We start from the raw sequence: 20,221 nt of genomic DNA on the forward strand, positions 1-20,221 counted from the left end.
AAGAGGAGTTCTTCTATTCTCGGGAGACCGGCGGCACCATCGTATCGAGCGCCCTGACACTGGTCGACGAGATCATTACTGATCGCTACCCGCCTGGCCAGTGGAATCTTTATGTGGCCCAGGCCTCGGATGGCGACAACTGGGACGACGACTCCATCACCTGTCGGGAGCAGCTGGTGAAATCCCTCATGCCACGGCTGCAGTACTATACCTATGTGGAAATCACCCCCCATGCCCACCAGGCGCTATGGGAGGAGTACGAGTCGGTGGCCGACGAGTTCCCCGATCGCTTTGCCATGCGCCAGATCGTTGAGGCCGGCGATATATACCCGGTCTTTCGCGAGTTGTTCAAGCGCCGCACCGCCCACTGATGCGGACAGGAGGCACCATGACCCGACGCAAGCCCATTGCTACCGGCTCCGACTGGAATTTCGAAGTGCTGGAGGCCTATGAGCGGGAGCTGGCCTGCCTGGCCGATGAGTATCGCCTGGATACCTACCCCAATCAGATCGAGATCATCACCACGGAACAGATGATGGACGCCTATGCCAGTGTCGGGATGCCGGTGGGCTACCACCACTGGTCGTTCGGCAAGCAGTTCCTGGCGGTGGAGCAGGCCTATCGGCGAGGCCAGATGGGGCTGGCCTACGAGCTGGTGATCAACTCAGATCCCTGCATCGCGTACCTGATGGAGGAGAACACCCTGATGATGCAGGTACTGGTCATGGCTCACGCCTGCTATGGCCACAACTCCTTCTTCAAGGGCAACTACCTGTTCCGCACCTGGACCGACGCCAGCTCGATCGTCGATTACCTGGTCTTCGCCCGGAAATACGTGGCCGACTGCGAGCAGCGCCACGGTGTCACCGCCGTGGAGCAACTGCTCGATGCCTGCCACGCGCTGCAGAACTATGGCGTCGATCGCTACAAGCGGCCTTCGCCGATCTCCGCCGAAGAGGAGGCCCGGCGACAAACGGAGCGCGAGGAGTATCTGCAGGCCCAGGTCAACATGCTGTGGCGAACCATTCCCGACCGGCCGGCTGACGATACTCTGCCAGGCTCTCTGGACGATGGCGAAGACCCGCTTGGCCTTCGCGGCGGGGGACGCTATCCGCCGGAGCCTCAGGAGAACCTGCTCTATTTCATCGAGAAGAACGCGCCGCTATTGGCGCCGTGGCAGCGTGAAATCGTGCGCATCGTGCGCAAGCTGGCCCAGTATTTCTATCCTCAGCGCCAGACACAGGTAATGAACGAGGGCTGGGCATCGTTCTGGCACTACACGCTGATGAACCGCCTCTACGACGATGGTCTGGTCGATGAAGGCCTAATTCTCGAATTCCTGCAGTCGCACACGGCGGTGGTCAATCAGCCGGACTTCGATAGCCCCTACTACAGTGGCATCAACCCTTACGCGCTGGGGTTTGCCATGTTCAGCGACATCAAGCGCATGTGCGAAGCGCCCACCGACGAGGACCGCGAGTGGTTTCCCGACACGGCGGGTGGGGACTGGCTGGAAACGGTGCATTTTGCCATGCGCAATTTCAAGGACGAATCCTTCATCCAGCAGTTCCTCTCACCCAAGGTGATTCGTGACCTGAAGCTCTTCACCATCGTCGATGACGACCAGGACGAAATGCTGGAAGTGACGGCGATACACGATGAGCGGGGCTATCGGCGCGTCAGGGAGGCCCTGGCCACCCAATATGCGCTGTCGGTTCGCGAACCGAACATTCAGGTTTATTCCGCCAATATCCGCGGCGATCGCTCGCTGACACTGCATCACGTGCAGGACAGCCGCCGCCCCCTGGGGCGCAGCGTCTATCCGGTATTACGCCACCTGTATCAGCTTTGGGGGTTTCCCGTGCGACTGGAGACCATCATGGATGACGATTCGGTGGGGCGGCGCCTCCAATGGCCGCTGCCGGACGAGGAGGCGAAGTGACGGTGGGGGAAGTCGGATAGCTGAGCGGAGAGCTCGAACGAAAACAGGCGCCGATCAGGCGCCTGTTGTCTACGCATCGAGCCAGTCGCTCAATCCATCGGCGCCCAGGACTGGCACCAGCCCCGCGGTTCGACACTATTCTGGGGGAATAGCTGGCAGCCTTCGGTCTCCGGTTCGTAGAACATGCAGTTATCGCAGTACTCACCCTCCTCGAAGGCAGGGTGATCGCTGGCTTCCTCGGCCACTTCAACGTAGTTCAGTGCCTGGGCCTGCTCGTCATTGGGGTCCAGCCGGGGTAGCGTCTGGGCAAAGGCCTGTTTCGACAGGATACCGGCCCCCAGAGGCAGGGCAGCTACACCAAGCAGGCTGTTGCGCATGAAGTCACGGCGGCTCTGATTGGCCATGGGTTCTCCTTTTCGTCACGGTCCTGAATTTTCGGGCCTGGCGAGGTCAGCCCTGTTACCGGGCCGCTCGCAGCCTCGAGCAATCAATGGGCTAGGTATTCGCCCACCTAGTGTGCGACAGGATCGAGCCCGCCGAGTTCGCCATTATCATACGAACAGACCGATAATATTGAACCGGCCGAGGGGGCGCCATGCCGATCTTTACTCGATTCGCTTCGCCCATGGGCGCTATCCTGATTGAAGCCGACGAGCGGCGGGAGGTCAGGCGACTGGTGGTGGCATCTCCTCCTGACTCTAGGTAGGGTGAAGAAGACACTGCAACTGCAAGGATGCTGCCATGCCGTGGATCAAGATCCTGCATATCGCCACCCTGCTCTGCTGGTGCGGCACATTGCTTTACCTGCCCGCGCTGCTCCTGGCCAGTGCCAAGCCGCGGGTGGGCTCGTCCTTCCATGCTCCCGCGCCTGTCATCCTGCGGTTCCTCTTTACCCACATTGCAACGCCCTTCGCCCTTGTCGCGATCATGAGCGGAACCCTGCTGTTCATTGTCGGGCAGCTCACTGGCGGGTGGCTGGTGCTCAAGCTGGCGGCCGTGACGGGCATGGTGTTCTGCCACGTGCTGTGCGGTGGACTGATCGTGCGCCTGGAGCAGGCGCGCCTGCGCGGCATGATTCCTGCCAGCGTGCTGGTTGCCGCCGTGGCGGCATCGCTGATGCTTGCCGTGCTGATCCTGGTGCTGAGCAAACCCTTCGGCTGAGGCAATGACAAGGAGAGTCACGATGCGTCACTCGATCCATGCACGGCCTGCGTCATTTGTCGTCGATGTCGACGCCCACCGCCTGGTCGTAGACGAGCATGCCGCCGAGAATGCCGGCCAGGGCGATCAGCCCTGCGGTCATCAGCGTCAGGGCGACGGCCCAGGGCAGCAGATCGACGGGGTCCTTGAAGCGCCACAGCCAGTTGAGCGACGCCACCGACAGCATCATCACCGCCAGGATGGCATGGCACCAGCCGAGGATCATCTGGCGTATGCGCTTCACCGTGACCAGGTCGACCAGGCCCGCAATGCTGGCGACCCAGCCGCCCAACGCGCCGACGCCGGCCAGCCAAAGGCTGACGCGTGCCCAGAACAGGTCTTCGGTATAGAGGAAGGCGCCATCGCTGGCGACGACCAGCATCAGGCAGGCGATGGGGAAATGGATCATGACTGGATGCAGCGGGTGCCCAGCAATGGCGGCACGGCTCCTGATCGAGCGTCTCGGTTGGTCAGCCATGTTCGCGTCCTTTGCGATGGGTTCAGGTCTCTCTTCCGCATTCAACGCCCTGTTCGGCATCGGGTCAACCGCCCACGCCGACGCCCCTGGGGTTTGCTGTCGCTGGCGGGGCTGCTGGCAGGGTGTGCCGGTGAAATGTCGATCCTCGATCCGGCTGGGCCGGCGGCAAGCGCCCAGTTCTGGGTCTGGTGGGCCATGCTCGGCGTCAGTGTGGTCGTGGCGCTGGTCCTCTTCGCGCTGTGGCTCTACACCTTCCGGAGACGCGAGCCGGTGCAGCGAACGCCGCGGGAGGAGCAGCGCCTCATGCTGCGCTGGGTACTGGGCGGTGGCATCCTGCTGCCGGTGGTCAGCATCGTTGCCCTATTGGTCTTTGCCGCACCTACCGGTCGTGGCATGTTGCCCCTGCCACTGCCCGACGGTGAGGCAGAGCGTATCGAGGTGGTCGGGCATCAGTGGTGGTGGGAGGTGCGCTATCCCGGAGAGAACGGCGAGCGTGACGTGGTCACTGCCAACCGCCTGGTGATGCCGGCCGGCGAACCCGTCGATTTTCGCCTCACCAGCGCCGATGTGATCCACGCTTTCTGGATCCCGCGTCTGGGAGGAAAGCGGGACATGGTGCCGGGGCGGCATAGCACCATCCGCCTCGAGGCCGACGTGCCCGGCGTCTTCGGTGCCCAGTGCGCCGAGTACTGTGGTGCCCAGCACACCAACATGCTGCTTCACGTCGAGGCAATGGAGCGCGACGACTACGATGCCTGGCTGGCGGAGCGCCGCGTCCCGCGTGAACCGCAGCAAGGTTTCGATGAAGCACGAGAAGCCTTCGGCGAGCACTGTGCAGCCTGTCACACCGTCGATGGCTTCCCCGAGGCGCTGATCAATGACGACATGACCTACGATATCGTCGGGCCCGACCTCAGCGACATCGGCTCCCGTCCCTCCCTGGGTGCCGGTGTGTTGCCCATGCAGGAGGGCGCCATCGCATACTGGCTGCACCACCATCAGACCCTCAAGCCGGGCAACAGGATGCCGCCGCATCACCATATCGGCACCGAGACGCTGCAGGAGATCGGAGCCTGGCTGGAGAGGATGGAACCATGAGCGATATCAAGGATGTGACCCTGACCCCAGAGGGTCGACAGCTGCACAAGGGAATGGATGAGGTCTGGGCGAATCCCAAAGGTCTCCGCGCCTTGACCGTGGTGAACCATACCACTGTCGGCATGCGCTTCATGGTGACCGGGGCGATCTTCTTCCTGATCGGCGGTCTGCTGGCGATGCTGATCCGCACCCAGCTGGCCTTCCCCGACAACGACTTCATGTCGCCCGAGATATACAACCAGGTCTTCACCATGCACGGCACGGTGATGATGTTTCTGTTCGCCATCCCGATACTCGAGGGGTTGGCGATCTACATGATCCCCAAGATGATCGGCGCCCGGGACCTGGTCTGCCCGCGACTCACCGCCTTCGGCTATTTCTGCTACCTGTTCGGCGGCATCATTATCGCTTCCAGCCTGGTGCTGGAGATGGCGCCGGCCAGCGGCTGGTTCATGTACACCCCCCTGAGCAGCGGCCAGTACTCCCCTGGCCCTGGCTCGGACTTCTGGCTGCTGGGGATTACCTTCGTCGAGATTTCGGCGCTCTCCGCCGGGGTCGAGCTGGTGGTGTCGATCCTGCGCACCCGTACCCAGGGCATGGCACTGCACAAGATGCCGCTGTTCGCCTGGTACATCCTGGCGATGGCGCTGATGATCGTGGTCGGCTTCCCGCCGCTGATCCTGGGCAGCATCCTGCTCGAGCTGGAGCGCGCCGTGGGCATGCCGTTCTTCGAGGTGGCCGGCGGCGGCGACCCGGTGCTCTGGGCGCACCTGTTCTGGCTGTTCGGCCACCCCGAGGTCTACATCATCTTCCTGCCGGGAGCGGGCATCGTCTCGACGCTGATCCCGGTCTTCGCCGGGCGTCCCATCGTCGGCTATGGCTGGGTGGTGGCGGCTATCGTCATCATGGGCTTCGTCAGCTTCGGGCTCTGGGTGCACCATATGTTCACCCTGGGCATCCCGCAGTTGGCCTTGGCCTTCTTCTCGGCGGCGAGCATGCTGGTGGCGATTCCCACGGGCATCCAGATATTCGTCTGGCTCTCCACCCTGTGGTTGGGCAGGCCGAGAATGACGCTGCCCATGCTGTGGATCGTCGGCTTCCTGGTGATCTTCGTGCTGGGTGGCCTGACCGGCGTCATGCTGGCCCTGGTGCCGTTCAACTGGCAGGTCCACGACACCCACTTCGTTGTGGCCCACATGCACTACGTGCTGGTGGGGGGCATGCTCTTTCCGTTGATGGCCGGGCTCTACTATTGGCTCCCCCAGGTGTCGGGGCGGATGCCCTCCGAGCGGCTGGGCAAGTGGAGCTTCTGGCTGATCTTCCTGGGTTTCAACGTCACCTTCCTGGTCATGCACTGGACCGGGCTGCTGGGCATGCGTCGACGTGTGTTCACCTACGATACGGCCATGGGCTGGGACCTCTACAACCTGATCTCTTCCATGGGTGGGTTCATCATGTCCGCCGGCGTGGCACTGTTGATCCTCGATATTGCGCTGCACTTTCGCTTCGGCAAGAAGGCGCCGCAGAACCCCTGGGGGGCCGATACCCTGGAGTGGGCCATGCCCAAGCCGCCCAGTCCCTACAATTTCGTCAGCCTGCCCAAGGTGGAGACGCGCCATCCGTTGTGGGAAAAGCCCGAGCTTTCACGCACCATCTACGAGGGACAGCACGGCCTCAATGCCATCGACCATGGCCGTCGGGAAACCTGGGGCAGCGATGCCCTGACCGGCAAGCTGCGCGAGACCGTTCATCTCCCCAGCAACTCCTGGTGGCCGCTGTTCTCCTCGCTGGCGCTGGCCATGGTGTGTATCAGCCTGCTGGTGCGGGTCTACTGGGTGGCAGCCGTGGCTGTGCTGGTGGCCGTCGTCCTGCTGCTGCGCTGGTCATGGGAGAACGGGGCCCATCCCGGCAAGGCGCCCCAGGCCTCGATGGCGCCCAGCGACCCTCCGTTGCACTACCACACCATGAACGGTCCCGGGGTGTGGGGCATGTCGGTCTCGCACCTGGCCAACGGCTCGCTCTACCTCTCGCTGCTGTTTGGCTGGTTCTACCTGTGGACCGTGGCGCCGGAGTGGCAGATGCCCGAAGCATCGCCGCTCTCCATGCCGTTGTTGGTATTGGCAGGGGCGGCGATGACACTGGGAGCCGCGCTACTGGCCGGACTGGTGCGCAGGCTGCGCCGCCGCGAGGGAGCCGGGCTCGGTCTATTGATGTATGCGGCGGGCGGCCTGGGTTCGCTGCAGGCGGTGCTGATCGTGGCGGTGATGTGGCTGGCTGAGCTGGCGCCCACCGAGACCGCCCATGATGCAATCCTGTTCGTGGCGCTTTGCTACGTGCTGATCCTGACGTCCCTGGGGGCGGTGCTGTGCATCCTGCAGGGGCTGCGCGTGGGCTATGGTTACGTCAGCGTCGAGTTCCCCATGGAGCCGGTGGTGGTGCTGCGCCTGTGGTACTACAACCTGGTGGTCTACTGGAGCCTGTTCGTGGCGATCTGGGTGATGCCGACCCTGCTGGGAGGGGCATCATGAAGCACCTGCTGAGCCTGACCCATCCCATTCATCTCGTTGGTGGCCTGACCATCTGGGGCCTCTGGTTCGTGGCGATATACGGGGGGCTCTCGGTGGCGTGTGCGGTGGCGCCCCCGGAACCCGAGCGCGACATGTGGACCGGCATCAATCTCGCAGTGGGCCTGTCGACCCTGGTGACGGTGGCACTGCTGCTGTGGCTGGCCCGGGCCAGCGTCGTGGCGGCCCGCCGAGCAGAATTGCGGCGCGAGTGTTACTTTGCCTTTGTATCCGCAGGGGTGTATCTGTTTTCGGCAGGCAGCACGCTGTTTGTCGGCTACCCCGTGGTATTTCTGCCTCCTTGTCTCTAGGGGCGATTCATCGAGTGTCATGGCGTGATTCAGCCGGCGCCCCCTGGCTGCTATACTCGCGCCAGGTCGCGGCGATGCATTGGCCGCAAGACGTTCCAGATCCAGGGGGAGTTCCCGATGCAGAATGCCGTGATCCTGATCAACACCGACAAGGGCCAGGTCAAGGCGGTGGCAGAGCGTCTCGCCGACGTCGAGGGTATCAGCGAGGTCTATTCGACCTGCGGCCGCTATGACCTGGTGGCGATCGCCCGCACCCGGGACTTCGAGAGCCTGGCCGAACTGGTTACCGAGCGCCTCAATGCCGTGGAGGGCATTCGCGATACGGAGACCCTCAATGCCATGCAGGTCCATTCCCGTCACGATCTCGAGACCATGTTCTCGCTGGGCTGGTAAGCCGGCGAGCGTTAGCTCACTCCCTGAACACTGAGTGCCGGTGGCGATGCGTGCCGGCAGTGGCACCATTCGGAACGATTCATGCACTAGCTCGCTCCCGCCGCAGGCGCCGACGCTCTGCGTTGTCAGGTTGGCGCTCACGCATCCGCCATTTCGGCATCACGCTCGTATTCGTCATCGTCGGCAGCGGCCTGTGGTACACCCAGGAGCAGGAATACCGCGATCAGCTGAGCTGGATGGGCGTTCCTACCTGGGAGAGCCTGACGCCCTTGACCGTACACCGCGTGCTGCGCAACGACGGCTTTCTCGTCGGCTGGTCCGACATTCGGGTCAATCCGCTGTGGGTCAGCTACCTGCTGCATGAGGTGGACGACCCGGATGCCGGTCCCAGGCCCGGCTTCCGGCAAGACTGGCGCACGCTCTGGCCGATTGCGGCGGACAGCTACTCCGGTAGCGGCTATGACCGTGGACACCTGGCGCCCAACTACGCCCTTGCGGTCGTGCACGGGCGCGAGGCACAGCAGCAGTCTTTCCTGATGAGCAACATTTCGCCCCAGCGGCCGGACCTCAATCGCCGCCTCTGGCAGCGCCTGGAAGAGGTGGTGATCGATCACTTCGTGCCGCACTTCGGTGTGGTGCAGGTGATCACCGGTCCGGTTTTCCCCGAGCGCTTCCTCGATAACGTGACCAACCGGGTGGGGCTCGTCGAGATTCCCGAGGCGTTCTACAAGATCGTAGTCGTGCCGGCCGATGAGCCCATGGGGCTGGCCTTCATCATGCCCCAGGATGTGCGCGGCGACGAGCCGCTGGACGACTACCTGGTAAGCATCGATGAGGTGGAGGCGCGTACCGGGCTGAATTTCTTCCCGCGCCTGCCGGAGGAGACTGCCGAAGTGCTGGAGGGGGAGGTCGTGGCCGAAGGATGGGCCCTCGATGAAGTGGCGCGGCTGCCTGGCCGCTTCTGAAATAAATGGCTGCGCGAGCGAATCACAGGCACAAAAAAACCGCGATCATTTCGCGGTTTCTTGGGTAATTCCATTTCGCATCTTGAGATGCTTCAACTTGCATGACGCGATGTGCTCGCTAGAGCGGTGGTGCCCAGGAGAGGACTTGAACCTCCACATCCTTACGGATACTAGCACCTGAAGCTAGCGCGTCTACCAATTCCGCCACCTGGGCGCATCATGCTGTCTTCGTGTTCGCGAGCCTGGGATGGTGCCCAGGAGAGGACTTGAACCTCCACATCCTTACGGATACTAGCACCTGAAGCTAGCGCGTCTACCAATTCCGCCACCTGGGCGAACACGAGACTTTCGAGCTGACAAAACGCTTGGGCGCCTACCCGACCAGGCTCTCTCAAGTTCTCCCAAGAGAGCGATGGTGCCCAGAAGAGGACTTGAACCTCCACATCCTTACGGATACTAGCACCTGAAGCTAGCGCGTCTACCAATTCCGCCATCTGGGCAGGCGAGGCGTATCTTACCCAAACTGTGGCCCAATGCAAGAGTCGTGGTCAAATTTTCACCCGACGCCCAGGCGTCATGAATGGCGTGAGCAGTGGCTGCCGACGGGCGAGGAGGGCTCGAACTCCAGGGTTGTCTTCCACTGACGGTGCCTCATCGTTGTCGGAGCAGCTTTAGCTCCGGTCCGACGCATCGGCGACTGGAGGCCGAAGGCCTTCCGGCGCTGATGCCCGGCGAGGTGATAGCGGATAACACGGCGGGCTCCGCCAAGTGCCTGCTGAGTCTTATGCGTAATCAGGTAAATTTTCCTGATTACTCACCTTGATCAGCCATCGGGCCAATCTTGAGCCACCTGAAAGAGCTCGGATGATCAAGAAGTTATAAATCGTCCCCCTTGGCGATGTTCTCCACAAACGTTGCCACGCCGCTGTAGGAGTAGCTTCAGCTCACGACTGGAGGCCGAAGGACTCCCGGCGGTGTTGCCGATGCCAACGATCACCGCCAGCGCGGCGGCCTCCGCCAGGCGCCTGCTGAGTCTTATGCGTAATCAGGTAAATTTTTGCTCATGCAGCGTGCCATACCCCCCCCGAATCAGGCAGGATGAATACACCTTAATGCGCTGATACTCCCTTGGTTGGTCAAGGAGCTCAATGTGCTCAAGTACGCCGTCAGCCTGTCAGGCATCATGGCCGCCATCTGGCTGCTGCTCTCCGGTCAATTGACCCATGCCATTCTGGTCCCGCTGGGGGTGGCATCCGTTGCCCTGACGGTGTACCTGGCATATCGCATGCGCATTCTGGACCGGGAAGGGCTTCCCATCCATCTGCTGATCCCCATCCTCAAGTACCTGCCTTGGCTGCTGATGGAAGTGGTGAAGGCGAATCTGGTGGTGGCCCGTCATATTGTCTTGGGGCGCAAGAGCCTGAGCCCGCGAATCTGCCGACTGGACACCACTCAGGAAACTGATCTGGGCCGGGTGTTTCTCGCCAATTCCATCACGCTGACGCCGGGTACGGTGACCGTCTATGTCCGCGAGAAGGAGGTCTGGTTCTACGCCTTGACCGAGGAGCTGGAGCAGGGTGTTCTGAGCGGTGAAATGGATCGGCGGGTGACTCGACTCGAGGGGGAACCCTGATGCTGGTTGCCATCGCTCTGGCCGTTCTCTTCAGCCTGGGCTGTGCGCTGATCCGCGCCTACCTTGGGCCGACGCTCTTCGACCGACTCCTTGCGGTAAATGTTGTCGGCAGTCTTACGGTACTGCTCATTGCCCTGCTTGGCTTCATTGTCGGCCGCCCCGAGTTCATCGATATTGCCATTGTCTATGCACTGCTCAACTATATCGGCGTAGTGGCTGTCCTGAGGTTCTTCGAGTCGGGCCGCTTCGGTGCGTCGCGCCGGCGCGGTGAGGAGGAGCCGCCATGAGCCTGGTCCTGGATCTGCTCAGCGGGCTGATGCTGGTCAGCGGCGCCATACTGGTGGTGATAAGCGGCGTTGGCCTGCTGCGCTTTCCCGATTTCTACTCCCGCATCCAGGCGGCCGGCATGACCGATACCCTCTGCATGATTCTGATTCTCGGCGGCTTGATACTCCAGACTGATTCCCTGGGGGTGGCCGCCAAGCTTATGTTTACCCAGGTTTTTCTGTTCTTTACGGCGCCTGCGGCCAGTCATGCACTGACCAAGACAGCGCGCCAGTGCAAGTTGTCCCCCTGGCGGTCCGACAAGGAGGGTGACTCATCGAAGCCTTGATCGACCTCGTATTGCTGGCCTTCATGGCCTGGTGGCGATTGCCGCGGTGAGGATTCGCAACCTCTTCGCGGTGATCATGCTCACTGGCATTTACAGCCTGCTGGCGGCATCGCTGTTCGTGATGCTCGACGCCGTTGATGTCGCCCTGACGGAAGCTGCCGTCGGAGCCGGGATCATGATCATTCTCATGTTGGCCACCCTGGCGTTGACCACCAGTGAAGAAAAAGTCCGCATTACGCGTCAGAACCTGCTGGCTCTGGTGGTGGTGGTGATCACGGGTGGGGCTCTCATCTACGGCACCCTGGACATGCCAAAGGTCGGCGATCCGCAGGCTCCCGCTCATACCCACCTGGCGCCGCATTTCACCCAGCACTCGGTGGAGGAAATCGGCATCCCCAATATGGTGACCTCCGTGCTGGCCAGCTATCGGGGTCTGGATACCCTGGGCGAAGCGTGGTCGTGCTCACCGCCGCCGTGGCGGTGATCCTGATCATCGGCAGCGGCCGGGCTCGGCAGCGCAAGCGTCGCCGGGAGAAGCCCAGTCGCGGGGAGACGCGTTCGTGAAACATCACATCGTGCTGCGGGTCGTTACCAAGATCATGATTCCTCTGATTGTGATCTACGCGCTGTATATCCAGTTTCATGGCGAGTACGGCCCCGGGGGCGGCTTCCAGGCAGGTATCATCTTCTCCGCAGGCTTCATCATCTTCAGCCTCATATTCGGGCTGGATGTGGCGCAGGAGGCCATACCCCCTGAGGCGGCCCGGTTTCTGGCCGCTTTCGGCGTGCTGCTCTACATCGGTATTGGCCTGGCTTGCATCGTGCTGGGTGGGCAGTTTCTGGAATACAAGGTCCTGCTTGAGAACGATCAGGCAGGTGAGACCCTCGGGATCATCGGCATCGAACTGGGCGTGGGCATTACCGTTGCTGCCGTCGCTCTCACCCTGTTCTATGCCTTTGCCGGCCGGGAGCGAGAGTAATGGAGTGGTTCGGACTCTATAACTACTGGATCGTTGTCGTGCTCATGATGGTGGGGTTCTACATCGTCATTGCCCAAGGCAACCTGATCAAGAAGATCGTTGGACTGAATATCTTTCAGACCTCCGTGTTCATCTTCTTCATCAGTCTGGCCAAGCTGGAGGGGGGGACCGCGCCGATTCATGTGGAGGGCGTGAGCGACTACTCCAACCCTCTGCCCCACGTGCTCATCTTGACGGCCATCGTGGTGGGCGTCGCCCTGACCGCCGTGGGGCTTGCCCTGGTGGTGCGCATCCATGAGCTCTACGGCACTATCGAGGAAGACGAGATCCACGCTCAGGACGAGGCGTAGTGATGGGGTTGGTTCAGCTTCACCTGCCGGCATTTCAGGTCATCGTGCCCATGCTGGCGGCACCGCTGGTGATGCTCATGGCTCGCTCGCCACGCGCTGCCTGGGCCACTGCCACCCTGACCAGCTGGCTTACCCTGGCCATCGCCCTGCTGCTGTTGATCCGCGTCCAGGCTGAAGGGGTCGTGGCCTACAGCATGGGCGGCTGGTTGCCGCCGGTGGGGATCGAGTACCGGGTGGACTCCGTCAATATTCTGGTGCTGCTGGTGATCTGTTTCATCAGCGCGGTGGTCATGCCTTTCGCACGGCTCAGCGTGGCGAGCGAGGTTCGGGAAGACAAGCATGGCTACTTCTATGCCGCCTTCCTGCTGGCCAATTGCGGGCTCCTGGGGATCGCCATCACGGGTGACGCCTTCAATATCTTCGTCTTCTTCGAGATTGCCGCTCTGGCATCTTACTCACTGATCGCCACGGGCCGCGAGCGACAGGCCGTGATGGCTTCCTACCAGTATCTGATGATGGGGACGATCGGAACCACTTTCCTGCTCATCGGCATCGGCTTTCTCTACATCATGACCGGCACCCTGAACCTGTTGGACCTGGCGGAGAGACTACCGGCAGTCAATGACACCAGGACGGTACGTGCTGCGCTGGCCTTTATCGTGGTGGGCATCTCGCTGAAGCTGGCACTCTTTCCGCTACACCTGTGGCTGCCCAATGCCTATGCCTATGCCCCGTCCATGGTCACCGTGTTCCTCTCCGCCACGGCAACCAAGGTGGCCATCTATGTGCTGATGCGCTTCATCTTCGGCGTGTTTGGTCATGAGCTGAGCTTCAATGTCCTCGGAATGAACCTGCTGCTGATGCCGCTGGCGATGCTCGGCATTCTGATTCCGTCCATCGTTGCCATCTTCCATACCAATATCAAGCGCATGCTTGCCTACTCCAGCGTGGCCCAGGTGGGCTATATCATCCTGGGCATCAGCTTTGCCAGCACCCTGGGCTGATGGCATCACTACTCCACCTCTTCAATCATGCGATTACCAAGGCGGCGCTGTTCATGGCGCTGGGCTGTATCGCCTATCGGCTCGGCGGCGTTTCGCTGATCCACATGACCGGTGCCGGGCAGCGGATGCCATGGACCATGACGGCCTTCGTCATTGCGGGGCTGTCCTTGATCGGTGTCCCGCTGACAGCAGGTTTCGTCACCAAGTGGCATCTGATTCTTGCGGCTCTGGACGGAGGGCTATGGCCTATAGCCGTGTTTGTGCTGGGAACGTCGGTGCTGGCCCTGCTCTATGTGTGGCGGGTGGTGGAAGTGGCCTTTTTCCGTGCGCCGCTCAGACGAATGAAGGTGCGTGAAGCCCCCTTGTCACTGCTGCTTCCCACCTGGTTTCTCACGCTGTCCTGCCTCTACTTCGGCATCGAGACATCCCTGCCGGTGGGCCTGGCCGAGCGTGCCGCCGAGGCATTGATGGGAGGCTACCGGTGAGTCCGTTCCCGTTCATGGAGGCCACAGTGGCCATTCCGCTCACCCTGGTCATCCCGGCATTGGGGGCTGTGCTGATTGCCTGAGCGGTCGCCATCCCAATCTTCGCGATGGCCTGATGGTGGCCATCGCAGCGCTGCTGTTCGCCACGGTCCTGCAGATATTGCCAGCTGTCCTGGCGGGCGGGCGGCCCGCCATTACGCTGATCGAGTTGCTGCCGGGCCTGAGCATGGCCTTCGAGGTCGAGCCCCTCGGCATGATTTTCGCGCTGGTGGCCTCCAGCCTCTGGATCATCACCTCGCTGTACGCTATCGGTTACATGCGCGGCGCTAACGAGAGCAAGCAGACACGCTTCCATGCCTGTTTCGCAGTGGCCCTGTTCTCGGTAATGGGCATTGCCTTCGCCGAAAACATGTTCACGCTTTTTATCTTCTATGAGGTGCTGACGCTATCCACCTATCCGCTGGTAGCCCACAAGGGCAATCGTGAAGCCCAGCAAGGGGCGCGTACCTACCTGGTGCTGTTGCTGGGTACGTCCATCGGTTTCCAACTGGTGGCGATTGTCGCCACCTGGTGGCTGGCCGGGTCCTTGAGCTTCACCGAAGGCGGGATCATGGAAGGCCACGTCAGCCACGCCCTGGGGGGGCTGTTGCTGCTGCTCTATATCTACGGTATCGGCAAGGCTGCGTTGATGCCATTTCACCGCTGGCTGCCTGCCGCCATGGTGGCGCCCACTCCCGTCTCCGCGCTGCTGCACGCCGTGGCGGTGGTCAAGGCCGGGGTCTTCACAGTGCTCAAGGTGAGCACCTACATCTTCGGTCAGGATTACCTCAGAGAGCTCTGGAGTGCGGACCTGCTGATGACTATCGCCGCCTTCTCCTTGCTGTCAGCATCGCTCGTGGCGCTGCAAAAGGACAACCTCAAGGCCCGGTTGGCCTACTCCACGGTCAGCCAGCTCTCCTACATCACACTGGGTGCGATGCTGGCCCATGAGTTGGCGGCCATCGGCGGGAGCATGCACATCGTCATGCACGCCTTTGGCAAGATCACCCTGTTCTTCTGTGCCGGCGCCATCTACGTGGCCAGCAAGAAGACGAATGTCAGCGAGATGGATGGCCTCGGTCGACGCATGCCTTTCACCATGGGCGCCTACCTGCTCGGAGCGCTGGCGGTGATCGGCGTACCTCCCATGGGCGGGCTATGGAGCAAATGGCATCTGGTGCTGGGGGCGGCCGACAGCGGGCAGCTCCTGATGGTCCTGGTCATCATGCTCAGCACGCTGCTCAATATCGTCTATCTCTTGAGGCCGGCAGTGAGGGCGTTTTTGATGCCGCCAAAGGAGGGTGAAAGTCGTGGGGTCAGGGAGGCACCGTTGCTGTGCGTGGTGCCACTCTGTATCACGGCGCTGGGCTGCATGGCACTGTTTCTGGCGGCCGACCCGCTACGCACCATGCTCGGTGGCATTTTTGGAAATTGATACCACAGAACCGGGGGGGTTACATGCTCGTCAAACTGCTCGATCGACTGGTACGCAATGACGCACGGTTGAAACGGACGCTGCTGGCTGCCATGGCGGCATTGGTCATCGCGGACCTGCTGATCCCTTCCGGCTATGATCGCTTTGCCTGGGAGGCCTGGGGGGGATTCGGCGCCCTGTTCGGGGCGTTGGCATGCCTGATTCTCATCGGTTTGGCCAAAGCATTGGGCCTGGGGCTGGTCTATCGTCGGGAAGGGTACTACGACGATGAACTGACGCCTTACCGAGCGCTTGATGATGACTCCGATGAACGCAGTTGAGCCGAATTCTGGAGGGCAGGCGTCATGCATGAGTGGTTCGTGATCGACTGGCCTTTCATCGAGTGGCTCTCACCCTCCTGCTGCTGGTCCTCGGCGGGTTGCTGGTGTCGGTTCTGCGTGGGGTGCTACAGAAGCTGGTCCTCCTGGCTGTGCCCACGCTGGCCCTTCTCGCAGTGCTTGGCACCGCTCCGGGAACCCATGCCAGTTTTGAATTCCTGAACATGGAGTTGATCCTGGGTCGGGCGGACGCACTGAGCCTGGTCTTTGCCCATGTTTTCGCCATCATGGCGCTGATCGGCGCCATCTATGCTCTCCATGTGCGTGACACCATCCAGCACGTGGCCGCCTTGATTTATGCCGGCTCTGCCATGGGAGTCGTGTTTGCCGGTGACCTGGCCACGCTGTATATCTTCTGGGAGCTCATGATGCTCTCATCGGTCTGGTTGATATGGCGAAATCGCCGGGCCGCCTCTCTGGCGGCCGGCTTTCGCTACCTGATGGTACATGCGGTCAGTGGCGTCCTCCTGCTGGCCGGCATCGTGATTTATTACACGCAGACCGGGAGCCTGAGTTTCAACGACATCAGGGCCGGGGGGGCCGCATTCTGGCTGATACTGATCGGCTTCATGATCAATGCCGCCGTGCCTCCTCTGCACGCCTGGCTCACCGATGCTACCCGGAGAGCACGGTGACAGGGGCAGTATTTCTGTGTGCTTTCACCACCAAGACGGCGGTCTACACCCTGATGCGGGGGTTTCCCGAAACGGAAGTGCTGATCTGGTTGGGAGCGGTCATGACGCTCTGGGGGGTCACCTATGCGGTGCTGGCCAACAATATCCGCCGGCTGCTCGCCTATCACATTGTCAGCCAGGTCGGCTTCATGGTGGCCGGCATCGGCCTGGGCACCGCCATGGCACTGAACGGCTCCGCGGCCCATGCCTTCACCCATATTCTGTACAAGGCACTGCTGTTCATGAGTGCCGGGGCCATCATCCAGATGACTGGGCGGACGAAGCTGACCGAGCTGGGCGGGCTGTACCGTTACATGCCGCTGACGTTCGTTTTCTACATGATCGCCGCATTCTCGATTTCAGCGCTGCCGCTGACGAGCGGCTTCGTCAGCAAGACGATGATCCTCGAGGCCTATGCAGACCACCAGGCGGCGCTTGTCTGGCTGATGCTCTCGCTGGCGTCGGCAGGCACCTTCCTGAGTGTGGGCCTAAAGCTGCCCTGGTTCGCCTTCCTGGGGCGTGACAGCGGGTTGCGCCCCCGTGAAGCACCGACCAATATGCTGGTTGCCATGGGGATTGCGGCTTTCTTTTGCATTTTCATCGGCGTGTATCCGCAGTGGCTGTACCAGATGCTGCCGAATCAGCCGGTCGGCTACAACGCCTATACGCTGGCTCATGTGTTCTGGGACCTGCAGCTTCTCTCCTTCGTGGGCCTGGTCTTTTTCGTCCTGCTGAAATTCATGACGCCCAAGGACAAGATCACCCTCGACACGGACTGGTTCTATCGCGTGGCGGCCCCGCACGCCGTCGGCTTGATCCACCGCCACGGCACGAGCGCATGGCGCAACCTGCTGGCTGCCATGCGCTGGCCCTTGCGCCGCATCGTCGCCCAGGCCCTGCGTTATCATGGTCCAAAGGGCATTCTGGCGCGCACCTGGCCTACTGGCAGCATGGTGCTTTGGGTAGCCGTATTACTTACCATTTCGCTACTGCTCTACTACATCTGATCCGCATGAAACCATCCGCGATTGCGTTGCGGTTTTCCGATGTATGACCGGATCACGCCGCCATGGTTGGGCCAAGCCGGTACCGGCGCTATACTGCGCCCATGACAATAGACCCTAATAGCAAGACCCTACGCCCGCGGCGCACTGCCTGCGCCCCCACGAGAACGCTGTCCCCGATGTTGCCAAGGATGCCCTACGCATGACCCACTGGACGCTCAGCGACGACCCGCACGCCAGCCGCGAGGCCCATAAGTACGACAAGCCCGCCCCCAGCCGAGAATACCTGCTGGCTCGAATGGAAGAGCACGGCAAGCCGGTTACCCATGAAAACATGAGCCGCATGCTTGGCCTCGACGATGAGGAGCTCCAGGAAGCGGTTCGTCGTCGGCTGGCCGCCATGGAGCGTGACGGCCAGGTGTTGCGCAACCGTGCCGGTGCCTACGCACTGATCGACAAGCTGGACCTGATCAAGGGCAAGGTTCTTGGCCATCGCGATGGTTTCGGCTTCCTGCTCCGCGACGACGGCAAGAAGCCGGACCTGGTCCTGCCGCCACGCCAGATGCGTCGTGTCTTCCATGGCGATGCCGTGCTGGCGCGAGTCAGCGGCCGCGACCGGCGAGGACGCGACGAGGCGACCATCGCCGAGGTGCTGTCGCGCAATACCCAGACCATCGTCGGTGTCTACCGCGCCAACACCTCTGAATTCGGCGTGCTGATTCCGGAGAACCCGCGCATCACCCAGGAAGTGATCATTCCCCACAGCGCCTGTGGCGGCGCCAAGGATGGTCAGGTGATCTCGGCGAAGATCGTCCAGCAGCCCGAGACACGGGTGCAGCCGATCGGTGAGGTGGTCGAGGTGCTCGGCGAACGCATGGATCCGGGGATGGAGATCGATATCGCCATCCGCAGCTACGAGATCCCCGCCGAGTTCCCGCCGGAAGTGCAGGACCAGATCGGCGGCATGTCGGCCGAGGTGGTGGATGCAGACAAGCAGCATCGCATCGACCTGCGCGATGTCCCCTTCGTTACCATCGACGATGAGTCGGCCAAGGATTTCGACGATGCCGTCTGTGCCTGGAAGACCAAGTCGGGCAGTTGGAAATTGCTGGTGGCCATTGCCGACGTGTCTCACTACGTACGTCCCGGCAGCGCCCTCGACGAGGAGGCGATCACCCGCGGCAATTCGGTCTATTTTCCCGGCCAGGTCGTGCCCATGCTGCCGGAGCTGCTTTCCAACGGGCTCTGCTCGCTGAATCCCAGCGTCGACCGGCTGGCGCTGGTCTGCGAGATGAATATCTCCCAGTCCGGTGCCATCAGTCGCTACCGCTTCTACGAGGCGGTCTTCCAGTCACATGCGCGGCTGACCTATAACAAGGTCGCGGCCATCCTTGACGAGGAGGGCAAGGGTGGGGATGCGCTGCGCGAGGAGTACCGCCCCCTGGTGCCCTCGCTGCAGAACCTGCATTCGCTCTATCGGCTGCTTCGCGAGGCCCGCGTGGCCCGTGGCGCCATCGATTTCGAGACCACCGAGACGGCGATTCTCTTCAACGAGGAGCGCAAGATAGAGAAGATCGTGCCGCGTTCGCGCAACGATGCCCACAAGATCATCGAGGAGTGCATGCTGGCGGCCAACGTGGCCACCGCCCGCTTCCTCGACAAGCACGACCTGCCGGCGCTGTACCGCATCCACGAGAAGCCCTCACCGGAGCGTCTGGACAAACTGCGCCTGTTCCTCAACGAGCTGGGGCTTTCGCTGGGCGGTGGCGACGACCCGAGCCCCGAGGACTACCGTGACCTGGCAGAGGTGATCAAGGATCGCCCCGATTCCGACGTGATCCAGACGGTGATGTTGCGCTCCATGAGCCGGGCGGTCTACTCGCCTCACAACGAAGGCCACTTCGGCCTGGCCTATCCGGCCTATGCCCATTTCACCTCACCGATCCGTCGCTATCCGGACCTGTTGGTCCACCGGGCCATCCGCTCGGTGATCCGCGGGCCGCGCCAGACCGCCACGGTGCTGCGCGCCGAAGGCGGCAAGGTGGAGCCGCCCAGCAAGTGGTGTCCCTACACCTTCGAGCAGATGCTCGGGATGGGGGAGCACTGCTCCATGACCGAGCGTCGCGCCGATGACGCCACCCGCGACGTGGAGGACTGGCTGAAGTGCGAGTTCATGTCCGACAAGCTCGGCGAAGTCTATGAGGGCACCATCGCCTCGGTGACCCAATTCGGCATCTTCGTGCGCCTCGATGAGGTCTATGTGGAAGGCCTGGTGCACGTCACCTCGCTGCCCTCGGACTACTACCACTACGAGCCTGAAAAGCACCGCCTCAAGGGCGAGCGTACCGGCATGAGCTACCGCCTCGGGGACGGTGTCACCGTTCAGGTGGCGCGTGTCGACCTTGACGATCGCAAGATCGACTTCGCCCTGGAGGACGAGAAGCCGCGTCCCAAGCGGCAGCCGCGCAAGCGGCGTGGTGGCGGCGAGCCGGACAGCGCCGGATCGCCGGCAGCCGGCAGTGGCAAGGCCGATGCCAAGGCCGGCAAGGATGATGCCAAGGGCGGCAAGGGCAAGGGTGGCAAGCGTCGCCGGGGTCCGCGCAAGCCCAAGGCTCGCAGCTGATGGCAGTCGGACGCAGAGGGCCCCGCCAAGAGGCCAGGGGCGTCCCGATACCC

At 62.1% G+C, this 20,221-nt stretch carries 21 protein-coding genes, 3 tRNA genes and 1 pseudogene; 20 read left to right on the plus strand and 5 right to left on the minus strand.

All coding sequences use genetic code 11. The features are described from left to right. Both Q427_RS01700 and Q427_RS01705 read left to right on the plus strand, forming a co-directional pair. The coding region (locus tag Q427_RS01700) for a DUF444 family protein (RefSeq protein ID WP_043510451.1) at positions 1-371 on the plus strand (371 nt) is incomplete at its 5' end. A 17-nt stretch (positions 372-388) separates the two neighbouring features. Further along, complete coding sequence (locus tag Q427_RS01705; RefSeq protein ID WP_043510452.1) at positions 389-1,942, plus strand: SpoVR family protein; 1,554 nt, start codon at positions 389-391, stop codon at positions 1,940-1,942. A gap of 89 nt (positions 1,943-2,031) precedes the next feature. Here the strand turns inward: Q427_RS01705 and Q427_RS01710 are convergent, their stop codons facing one another. Beyond that, positions 2,032-2,346, minus strand: coding sequence for a high-potential iron-sulfur protein (locus tag Q427_RS01710; RefSeq protein WP_043510453.1), 315 nt, complete (start codon positions 2,344-2,346; stop codon positions 2,032-2,034). Between the two features lie 337 nt (positions 2,347-2,683). Here Q427_RS01710 and Q427_RS01715 point away from each other — a divergent pair, with 337 nt between their 5' ends. Further along, a complete protein-coding gene (locus tag Q427_RS01715) occupies positions 2,684-3,103 on the plus strand; it encodes a CopD family protein (protein WP_043510455.1) in 420 nt (139 codons plus the stop codon). Positions 3,104-3,155: 52 nt separating this feature from the next. Here the strand turns inward: Q427_RS01715 and Q427_RS01720 are convergent, their stop codons facing one another. Then, positions 3,156-3,620, minus strand: coding sequence for a DUF2231 domain-containing protein (locus Q427_RS01720; protein ID WP_043510457.1), 465 nt, complete (start codon positions 3,618-3,620; stop codon positions 3,156-3,158). On the opposite strand from Q427_RS01720, the gene coxB reads away from it, so the two are divergent. The 5 genes from coxB to Q427_RS01745 all read left to right on the plus strand — a co-directional run bounded on the left by coxB (position 3,543) and on the right by Q427_RS01745 (position 8,951). After that, positions 3,543-4,718 (plus strand): cytochrome c oxidase subunit II, encoded by a 1,176-nt coding sequence (coxB, locus tag Q427_RS01725; RefSeq protein ID WP_331280510.1) that lies wholly within the window; start codon positions 3,543-3,545, stop codon positions 4,716-4,718. The two genes, Q427_RS01720 and coxB, sit on opposite strands and share 78 nt — an antisense overlap. Then, a complete protein-coding gene (ctaD, locus tag Q427_RS01730; protein ID WP_043510458.1) occupies positions 4,715-7,246 on the plus strand; it encodes a cytochrome c oxidase subunit I in 2,532 nt (843 codons plus the stop codon). The genes coxB and ctaD overlap by 4 nt, the downstream gene beginning before the upstream one ends. After that, positions 7,243-7,593, plus strand: coding sequence for a hypothetical protein (locus Q427_RS01735; protein ID WP_043510459.1), 351 nt, complete (start codon positions 7,243-7,245; stop codon positions 7,591-7,593). The genes ctaD and Q427_RS01735 overlap by 4 nt, the downstream gene beginning before the upstream one ends. 117 nt (positions 7,594-7,710) lie before the next feature. Continuing rightward, positions 7,711-7,986 (plus strand): Lrp/AsnC family transcriptional regulator, encoded by a 276-nt coding sequence (locus tag Q427_RS01740; protein WP_043510462.1) that lies wholly within the window; start codon positions 7,711-7,713, stop codon positions 7,984-7,986. A 122-nt stretch (positions 7,987-8,108) separates the two neighbouring features. Continuing rightward, a complete protein-coding gene (locus tag Q427_RS01745; protein ID WP_043510463.1) occupies positions 8,109-8,951 on the plus strand; it encodes a DNA/RNA non-specific endonuclease in 843 nt (280 codons plus the stop codon). Between the two features lie 127 nt (positions 8,952-9,078). Here Q427_RS01745 and Q427_RS01750 read toward each other — a convergent pair. The 3 genes from Q427_RS01750 to Q427_RS01760 form a co-directional block, all read right to left on the minus strand. Further along, positions 9,079-9,165, minus strand: a tRNA-Leu gene (locus Q427_RS01750). A 34-nt stretch (positions 9,166-9,199) separates the two neighbouring features. Beyond that, a tRNA-Leu gene (locus Q427_RS01755) sits at positions 9,200-9,286 on the minus strand. A 78-nt stretch (positions 9,287-9,364) separates the two neighbouring features. Next, positions 9,365-9,451 (minus strand) — tRNA-Leu (locus Q427_RS01760). Positions 9,452-10,101: 650 nt separating this feature from the next. On the opposite strand from Q427_RS01760, the gene Q427_RS01765 reads away from it, so the two are divergent. The 12 genes and pseudogenes from Q427_RS01765 (at position 10,102) to rnr (ending at position 20,168) form a co-directional block, all read left to right on the plus strand. After that, positions 10,102-10,584 (plus strand): Na+/H+ antiporter subunit E, encoded by a 483-nt coding sequence (locus tag Q427_RS01765; RefSeq protein ID WP_155833422.1) that lies wholly within the window; start codon positions 10,102-10,104, stop codon positions 10,582-10,584. Next, a complete protein-coding gene (locus Q427_RS01770; RefSeq protein WP_043510464.1) occupies positions 10,584-10,871 on the plus strand; it encodes a monovalent cation/H+ antiporter complex subunit F in 288 nt (95 codons plus the stop codon). Before Q427_RS01765 ends, Q427_RS01770 begins: the two co-directional genes overlap by 1 nt. Further along, positions 10,868-11,197: a monovalent cation/H(+) antiporter subunit G gene (gene mnhG / locus Q427_RS01775; protein ID WP_043510465.1), complete on the plus strand. Its 330-nt coding sequence runs from the start codon at positions 10,868-10,870 to the stop codon at positions 11,195-11,197. The genes Q427_RS01770 and mnhG overlap by 4 nt, the downstream gene beginning before the upstream one ends. Positions 11,198-11,243: 46 nt before the next feature. Next, a complete protein-coding gene (locus Q427_RS01780; RefSeq protein WP_231613311.1) occupies positions 11,244-11,681 on the plus strand; it encodes a DUF4040 domain-containing protein in 438 nt (145 codons plus the stop codon). A 76-nt stretch (positions 11,682-11,757) separates the two neighbouring features. After that, positions 11,758-12,177, plus strand: coding sequence for a Na(+)/H(+) antiporter subunit B (locus Q427_RS01785; RefSeq protein WP_043510467.1), 420 nt, complete (start codon positions 11,758-11,760; stop codon positions 12,175-12,177). Next, positions 12,177-12,527 carry a cation:proton antiporter subunit C gene (locus tag Q427_RS01790; RefSeq protein ID WP_043510469.1) on the plus strand — a complete coding sequence of 117 codons (351 nt, stop codon included), beginning with the start codon at positions 12,177-12,179 and terminating at the stop codon, positions 12,525-12,527. Before Q427_RS01785 ends, Q427_RS01790 begins: the two co-directional genes overlap by 1 nt. Before the next feature lie 2 nt (positions 12,528-12,529). Continuing rightward, positions 12,530-13,531, plus strand: coding sequence for a proton-conducting transporter transmembrane domain-containing protein (locus Q427_RS35070; RefSeq protein WP_269321187.1), 1,002 nt, complete (start codon positions 12,530-12,532; stop codon positions 13,529-13,531). Further along, positions 13,531-14,016 (plus strand): proton-conducting transporter transmembrane domain-containing protein, encoded by a 486-nt coding sequence (locus Q427_RS35075; protein ID WP_269321188.1) that lies wholly within the window; start codon positions 13,531-13,533, stop codon positions 14,014-14,016. The genes Q427_RS35070 and Q427_RS35075 overlap by 1 nt, the downstream gene beginning before the upstream one ends. Before the next feature lie 115 nt (positions 14,017-14,131). Then, positions 14,132-15,490 (plus strand): proton-conducting transporter transmembrane domain-containing protein, encoded by a 1,359-nt coding sequence (locus Q427_RS01800; protein ID WP_197030451.1) that lies wholly within the window; start codon positions 14,132-14,134, stop codon positions 15,488-15,490. Positions 15,491-15,513: 23 nt separating this feature from the next. After that, positions 15,514-15,810, plus strand: a complete 297-nt coding sequence (locus tag Q427_RS01805) for a hypothetical protein (protein ID WP_043510470.1) — start codon at positions 15,514-15,516, stop codon at positions 15,808-15,810. Positions 15,811-16,094: 284 nt separating this feature from the next. Then, positions 16,095-17,548, plus strand: a pseudogene (locus Q427_RS31860) (Na(+)/H(+) antiporter subunit D). 199 nt (positions 17,549-17,747) lie between these two features. Next, positions 17,748-20,168, plus strand: a complete 2,421-nt coding sequence (gene rnr / locus Q427_RS01815) for a ribonuclease R (RefSeq protein WP_043510471.1) — start codon at positions 17,748-17,750, stop codon at positions 20,166-20,168. The last annotated feature ends 53 nt before the right edge of the window (positions 20,169-20,221 follow it).

This window comes from Halomonas sp. BC04 (genome assembly GCF_000568385.1).